Raw genomic sequence first — 5,927 nt, 5'->3', positions numbered from 1 at the left:
TCGCTGCATATGTTCATTAAGCTTTGGAGCTACGCTTTCAACCAAGGTGGTGGGGATATGATCCAAAAATCCTGAATTGAGCGTGCGAATCCACACGAAAACCTTTAAATCAGCAATGCTAAGACGGTTATCGGCAAAATAAGTGCCACCGTTTTGCTGCAGTTGAGTTTGCAGCCATGTCAGGTATTGTGTTATTGGCCCTTCAGATAAAGCCTTTCGGGCGCTTTGCATCGCTTCGCCTTGTAAATTAAAAGTGGGCCGCAGCAGGTTGGTGACATCTTCCAGAGCGTCCATGATTTCATCGCACAGTAGTGCCTGCACATTATCTTCCGGGTATAGCCCGGCTAATTTGCCAACGAAACGGTTTATACTGTTGCACTGGGTTACTTGTCTGCCGTCAATTGTCAGTACCGGTACCTGACTTAACGGGGTGTTTTTTCTTACCTGTGCAAATTGAGCAAAAGGAAAGCGAATATCTTTGAATGAGATATTGCCGATCTGCATGGCAAGTCTGGCCGGCTCGGCGCGACCACCTGCGATATCAAAATAAGTTAGGCTGAGTTTGTGCATATATTTCTCCTGGATGTGCTGAATGTTTTAGTGGATATATAAAGCAATTAATCAAGTGTAATGCATAAGTTGAGGTAAGGGGCAGGCGACAAGAACAGTTTGTCATTGACCGAAGCGGGTTGCCGCGAAACTATTGAGTAAGCGGTGGACCAGATAACAAGCCAGTAGAGTCGCGACAATGGCAAACAGGATACTGCTGATTCGATACAGGGCACTGAATACCAGATCATTATCAGGCGCAAGATACTGCCCGAATAGTATTCCTAAGGTGGTGAGCGCCGCAAATCCGACCCCGGAACCGCCGCCTTCTTTAACGTGGGCATAGCTAAGCAGCATCAAACCTATCCACAGCAGCGGGATCACTAAGACTAACTCTCCCGACCAGTTGTATAAAAACAGCTGACTGGCTAAACCGATAACGACACCTAATAATGTGCCCATTGCTCGTTTTCTTGCGTAGCCTAATGCGCCGTTCCAATGCATAGGAAATAAAAGCAGCAGGGTTGTTGCCTGTGCAGACATTGAATCGCTTAAGTCAAAGATCTGAAACAGCAGAAACGATAATACAGCAACGGATGCACCCATTAGTGATTCATGGCGCATTCTGTTTGGCTGCTTAGTTTGAGCCGGATGTTTCGCTCTTGCCTCGGCATCCGGGAACAGTGCTGTCATTAAGAATGCGATGCTCACGCTTAGTATACTTGCACCGATATTATTAAAAATAAGTTCATTGAGATCCGTTTCCGGATAGCTGGCAAAATTCAGCATAATACTCAAGCTAAGTACGCTTTGTGCACCGAATAAAAATAAACTGCCTTTTGACATGCAGGCGAATTTATAAAGAAACAGGAAAAAAGTAATGATCAGCATCGGTACCGGATGGCTGCCGAAAAAACCGCCTAAAATACCGACTTCCAAACCGCAGATAACAGCCGCGGCGATACATTGCCGTGCGGCGTGGGCACTCATTTTCGGTATCATTCCCAGCAGCAGTATCGGCGTCACGGTAAAAAATACGCCGTAGTTCCAGTTGAAAATTTTACAGAGAATAAAGCCCAGTGTCGCGCCCGTCGTGATGCGCAGGCACTGGCGAATATCATTTTCAGATAAGGAGTGATGCCATAATTTCATATCAGCTCCTTAATAGATGTAATGTAAATAGCTCAGCAGACTAATCTGCATGCTTGCAAGCAGGGAAAAAATAGGATTGTCAGGCAGCAGCTGCACCGTTGCCCGCGCGCCTGAAGGTAAGGCATTCGGATAGTCAGCATCCAGTGTCAGGTGCAAACGCATGCGCTGCGCATCCCGTACCCATCGGTTCGATTTCGTCGGTGTTGCCAGGCTGCCGTTGGCGTCAAACTGACCTGCGCTGATCCCTGCATCCATACCCGCAATATAAGCGGGGTAGAGGTGACCCGGATCACCATCAAAGGCAACTAATGCACGGTTGCCGGCTGAAGCGTTGCGTGAGCTCTTCTCCCGGAAATCAGCAATGATATCTATTTCTGTGGAAACCAGAGCCAGCAGCGGTTTGCCTGCGGTCGCATAGGCACCGGCTTTAAGCTGCAGGTTAGTGACAATACCGTCCTGCTCCGCTTTAACCTGGGTATAGGATAAGTTTAATTCCTGCTGCTCAAGCTGGTTTTGCGCAATGCGAAGATTAACATTTTGTTCATTAAGTTCACCTCTGCGTACCTGCAGTTCTTTTAACCTTGCTTTAGCTGCAAGTAAGTTTGCCTGAGACGCCGTTGCCGCACTTTGTGCGTCATCTTTTTGCTGTTGTGATACCTGATGACGGCTGTTCAGAAAATCAACACGATCTGCATAGCGCAGTTTCTGTTCGGTGAGAATACTGCTTGCTTTCACCTCGGCCTCAGCTGCTGCTAATGATGCATCCAGCTGTCGGTTACTTTTACGGGTCTGTTCCAGGTTCAGCTGCGCTTTTTCTACCGCGAGCTGATAGGGCGCAGGATCAATGTAAAATAGTAGATCGCCTTTAGAAACCCGCTGGTTGTTTTTAACCTTAATCGCGGTAATGTGCCCATTGAGTTGAGGTGCAACTTTAGTGACAGATCTGGCTGCCATCGCCTGTTGAGTAAGCGGCATTTTTAAATCGGCTAAGATAAAATAAGCAAAAATCATCACAAAGATGGTCATTGAAAGCTTTATCCAGCGGTTGAATTTTTGTTCTGGTGTCATATTGATTTCTCTCTTACTGTGCTTCTGTATCACTTAATCTGTGTAATGCGTTGCGTGCTATTTTTTCGATAATATTTTTAAATTGTGCAAGTTCTGCCTCATCAATGCCGGCTAATAAGTCGCGGCGAACCTGCATAATATGGGCTTCAATTTTGCTGATAACTGCGCTGCCCTGAGCGGTAAGGCTGACAATGCGCACGCGCTTATCTTTGTCGCTGCAGTGACGGACAATCAGGCCTTGTTCTTCTAACTGTTTAAGAGTCCGCATCAGGGACGCTAATTCAATTTCAAGTGCATCGGCGAGTGTTTTTTGACTGACATTATCGTTCAGGGATTTCAGCTTCCATAACGCAGTCCAGCGTGAATATGTTAATGCAAGCGGTGCCAGTTCTTTATCTGCCGCAGTGCGCCATAAACGGGCAAGACGGCCCAGTTGCTCGGCAAGCGAGAGTTCTCGTAATACTTTAATATCATCAACCATATGGATCTCCTTATTACTTAGCGTGCTAACTAATATATATTAGTTAGCACGCTAAGTAAACTCTAAAGGTGATTGGATATATTATTGAACATAAGTTCCGGGGCTGATAAAAGGGGATTTTCAGTGTATCGGGATAAATAGTTAAATGATTTGAGGTGTAATTCCTCAGTTCACTAAGGTATAGCGAACCGCAGAATCATAGGCTTTGCATTGTAAGGTGCCGAGTTAATAGCAAATTTCCGGACAGCTACCGTTTGGGTTAGTTAGATAATGATATGGAATATTGTGTTTTACTCTCTTAAGCAAAACACAATATTTTAACGCGAACTGTGTAGTTACTGTCTAAAATGCGATACGAGCAGCAACAGCCAGGAGGGCAATCCCAGTGGTTTTTTCGACGATATGGGCGTTATCTCTTAATTTAGTCAATATGACCGAATGCGATAAGACGATCGCAACAAGGCAATACCACAGGGTATCTATCCCGCTAACTGTACCGACCATAATTACATTTTGCTGCCAACTGGCCTGCGCTTCGACAAACTGACTAAATAGCGCTAAGAAAAATACGGCCAGTTTGGGATTAAGAAAAGCTATCATCAAGCCTTCCCAAAAACTTTCCCGCATTGTCACTTTTGTTCCCTGATGGATTATTTTAGCAAGTGATGATTTGCTGGTTAATGCTTTGTAAGCTAACCATACTAGCAAAATAACACCTGCGTATTTAATTAGGTTAAATAGCCATGGTGTTGATTCAATGATTATCGCCAAGCCGATAACGGTCAATATGGCATACATTGCAACGCCGATTCCATGAGCAAGGCCGGTTAATACGCCGTTAATTCGGCCTCCGGAAACTGTGTGCTTTAAAACAACAATAAGGCTGGGGCCAGGGCTCATTGCGCCCATTAAACAAATTGAAGCAAGGGAGAGCCATGCTGTTAATTCCATTTTATTCTCCTTTAAATAATCAGCATTAACAAAGAGTGCTTATCTTAACGGACATGATGCATGAGCGGAAATTGACATTTCTACTTGTTAGCATGAAGTAATTTCATGCCTTGCTTGATCGTTACCTCAAGATGTTCTTTAAGCAGGGGATAACATAACTCGCGAAACCATTTATGTTCGGGATTGTGATGATGCTTGGCATGCCAGAGCAGATAATAATGCTGCGGTTTAATCGCAATTGGTAACTCTCTGATTTGTAGATCATAACGTTGAGCAAAATCCGCAGCGATATGCAGCGGTATGGTTAATATGGTGTCGGTTTGCAGTAGCAGTTCAATGGCCGATTGGAAAAAAGGCACAGTAGCAAATATGTTTCTTTGCTTGCCGATAGAGGAAAGGGCGGTATCAACGGAGCTGTCTTTATCTCCTCCTCCGCTGATTAAAATATGCCGGGCATTGCAATAACTGCTGACTGAGATATCGCAGCCGGATTGAGAATGAGCTGAGCGAAAAACAGCCACAAGCTGATCTTCAGCCATCATTTTACCGTGTAAATTTTCAGGTATTAATTTGCTCATGGTCGACACGAGATCAAGTGGATGATCCGCCAATTCTGTCAACTGTTCTTTCTGCCACAGCAGGTATTCGATGCTGGCGTTAGGAGCTTCAAGTTCCAAATTGCGGGTAATCGACGGCAGAATGGCTTGGGCCACATAATCGCTTGATGCAAAGGTAAATTTTCGCTGGCAACGACTTGCCTCCATCGAATTAGGCAGATATAGATTGTCTAACTGTAATATTAGAGCTGGCAGTTCCCGTTTTAGTTGTTCCCCCCGCTCCGTGAGTACAAACTGTTTACCCTCGCGGATAACAATCTGGTCATGAAATGCCAGACGGATTTGATTTAACGTTTTGCTCATTGCCGATTGAGTCACGTTTAAATCTCTAGCAGTTTCAGTTAGATTTCGTGTTTGTAGTATTGAAATTAGGGCTGGTAGTAACTTGTAATTATTCAATAGAAAGCAGCCATTAAAGATGATGAGTTTATTATCTTAACGTAAACCATTTAGTTATTGCAAAAACAACACTGTCTGTATACCGCTTATTCCGTATTTCCGCTGTAAATAGGGAACTTTTCCGCTTTTCCACAATAGGTAAGTCCTATTGTTAAATATAAGTAATTGATAAACAGAGAAGAAAAATGTAATGTTTATTTTTATTATAAATATGTGATGGAGCTTTCTTTAGAAACACGGAATTGTTCCGTCTAATAAGTGTTAGCCAATAATAGATTATGGAAAGTATTTTAAACAATATATATAGATTTGCTGCCGTTCTTACAAATCTTTTCGCCTTTAGTGGTTTAGCTTTTCGCTCGACAATCTATCCTCACTTGCCCGTATCTCTTGGTGAGGCATATGGTGTTGGTGATATTATAGACTTACTATTTTGGTTGCTTATTGTTGTGTGTTGGATGTTAACTGTTGTTTCGTCAACTATTGCTTGTTTATTTTGGTTCAAAGTAAGTGCTAAGCAGGTTTCGATGGCAACAACAATGGCATCAGTAGCACTAGTTGGTTATTACTATGTTCATGGATAACTTCCATCTTTCTGGAATACTTTTTCAGTGAGTCTTGTTATTTCACATTTGGTGAATAGCCAACCCATCGGCTAATCGGGTAGCCGGAGGTATCTAGCCTCCAGCCCCCACACCACCCTGCATGCG

Annotated in this window: 7 protein-coding genes; 1 reads left to right on the top strand and 6 read right to left on the bottom strand. The window is 43.8% G+C overall.

Annotated elements, in window-relative coordinates; all coding sequences use genetic code 11:
- From AC4GME_RS15520 to AC4GME_RS15495, 6 genes are all read right to left on the bottom strand, one after another.
- Positions 1-570 (bottom strand): glutathione S-transferase (locus tag AC4GME_RS15520; protein ID WP_490379717.1); only part of this gene is annotated, 570 nt, incomplete at its 3' end.
- Between the two features lie 102 nt (positions 571-672).
- Positions 673-1,701 (bottom strand): DUF2955 domain-containing protein, encoded by a 1,029-nt coding sequence (locus AC4GME_RS15515; RefSeq protein WP_490379716.1) that lies wholly within the window; start codon positions 1,699-1,701, stop codon positions 673-675.
- A gap of 9 nt (positions 1,702-1,710) precedes the next feature.
- On the bottom strand, positions 1,711-2,769 hold the full coding sequence (locus AC4GME_RS15510) for an HlyD family secretion protein (RefSeq protein WP_490379715.1): 1,059 nt from the start codon (positions 2,767-2,769) through the stop codon (positions 1,711-1,713).
- Between the two features lie 13 nt (positions 2,770-2,782).
- Complete coding sequence (gene slyA / locus AC4GME_RS15505; protein WP_490379714.1) at positions 2,783-3,250, bottom strand: transcriptional regulator SlyA; 468 nt, start codon at positions 3,248-3,250, stop codon at positions 2,783-2,785.
- A gap of 342 nt (positions 3,251-3,592) precedes the next feature.
- Entirely contained in the window at positions 3,593-4,201 is a 609-nt protein-coding gene (locus AC4GME_RS15500) for a LysE family translocator (RefSeq protein WP_490378515.1), read from the bottom strand.
- Positions 4,202-4,281: 80 nt separating this feature from the next.
- Positions 4,282-5,217, bottom strand: coding sequence for a LysR family transcriptional regulator (locus AC4GME_RS15495; protein WP_490378516.1), 936 nt, complete (start codon positions 5,215-5,217; stop codon positions 4,282-4,284).
- A 278-nt stretch (positions 5,218-5,495) separates the two neighbouring features.
- On the opposite strand from AC4GME_RS15495, the gene AC4GME_RS15490 reads away from it, so the two are divergent.
- The gene (locus AC4GME_RS15490) at positions 5,496-5,801 is read left to right on the top strand and encodes a hypothetical protein (RefSeq protein ID WP_490379713.1); all 306 of its coding nucleotides are present in this window, start codon (positions 5,496-5,498) and stop codon (positions 5,799-5,801) included.
- Positions 5,802-5,927 lie beyond the last annotated feature (126 nt).

It is taken from the genome of Psychromonas sp., assembly GCF_983033635.1.
The sequence above is the reverse complement of the archived record's forward strand: the minus strand, read 5'-3'. Positions and strand labels throughout refer to the sequence as shown.

Bases quoted from the DNA above. Each gene is read 5' to 3' on its own strand.
- AC4GME_RS15515 (WP_490379716.1), bottom strand. From the start codon at position 1,701: ATGAAATTATGGCATCACTCCTTATCTGAAAATGATATTCGCCAGTGC.
- AC4GME_RS15500 (WP_490378515.1), bottom strand. From the start codon at position 4,201: ATGGAATTAACAGCATGGCTCTCCCTTGCTTCAATTTGTTTAATGGGC.
- slyA (WP_490379714.1), bottom strand. From the start codon at position 3,250: ATGGTTGATGATATTAAAGTATTACGAGAACTCTCGCTTGCCGAGCAA.
- AC4GME_RS15510 (WP_490379715.1), bottom strand. From the start codon at position 2,769: ATGACACCAGAACAAAAATTCAACCGCTGGATAAAGCTTTCAATGACC.
- AC4GME_RS15490 (WP_490379713.1), top strand. From the start codon at position 5,496: ATGGAAAGTATTTTAAACAATATATATAGATTTGCTGCCGTTCTTACA.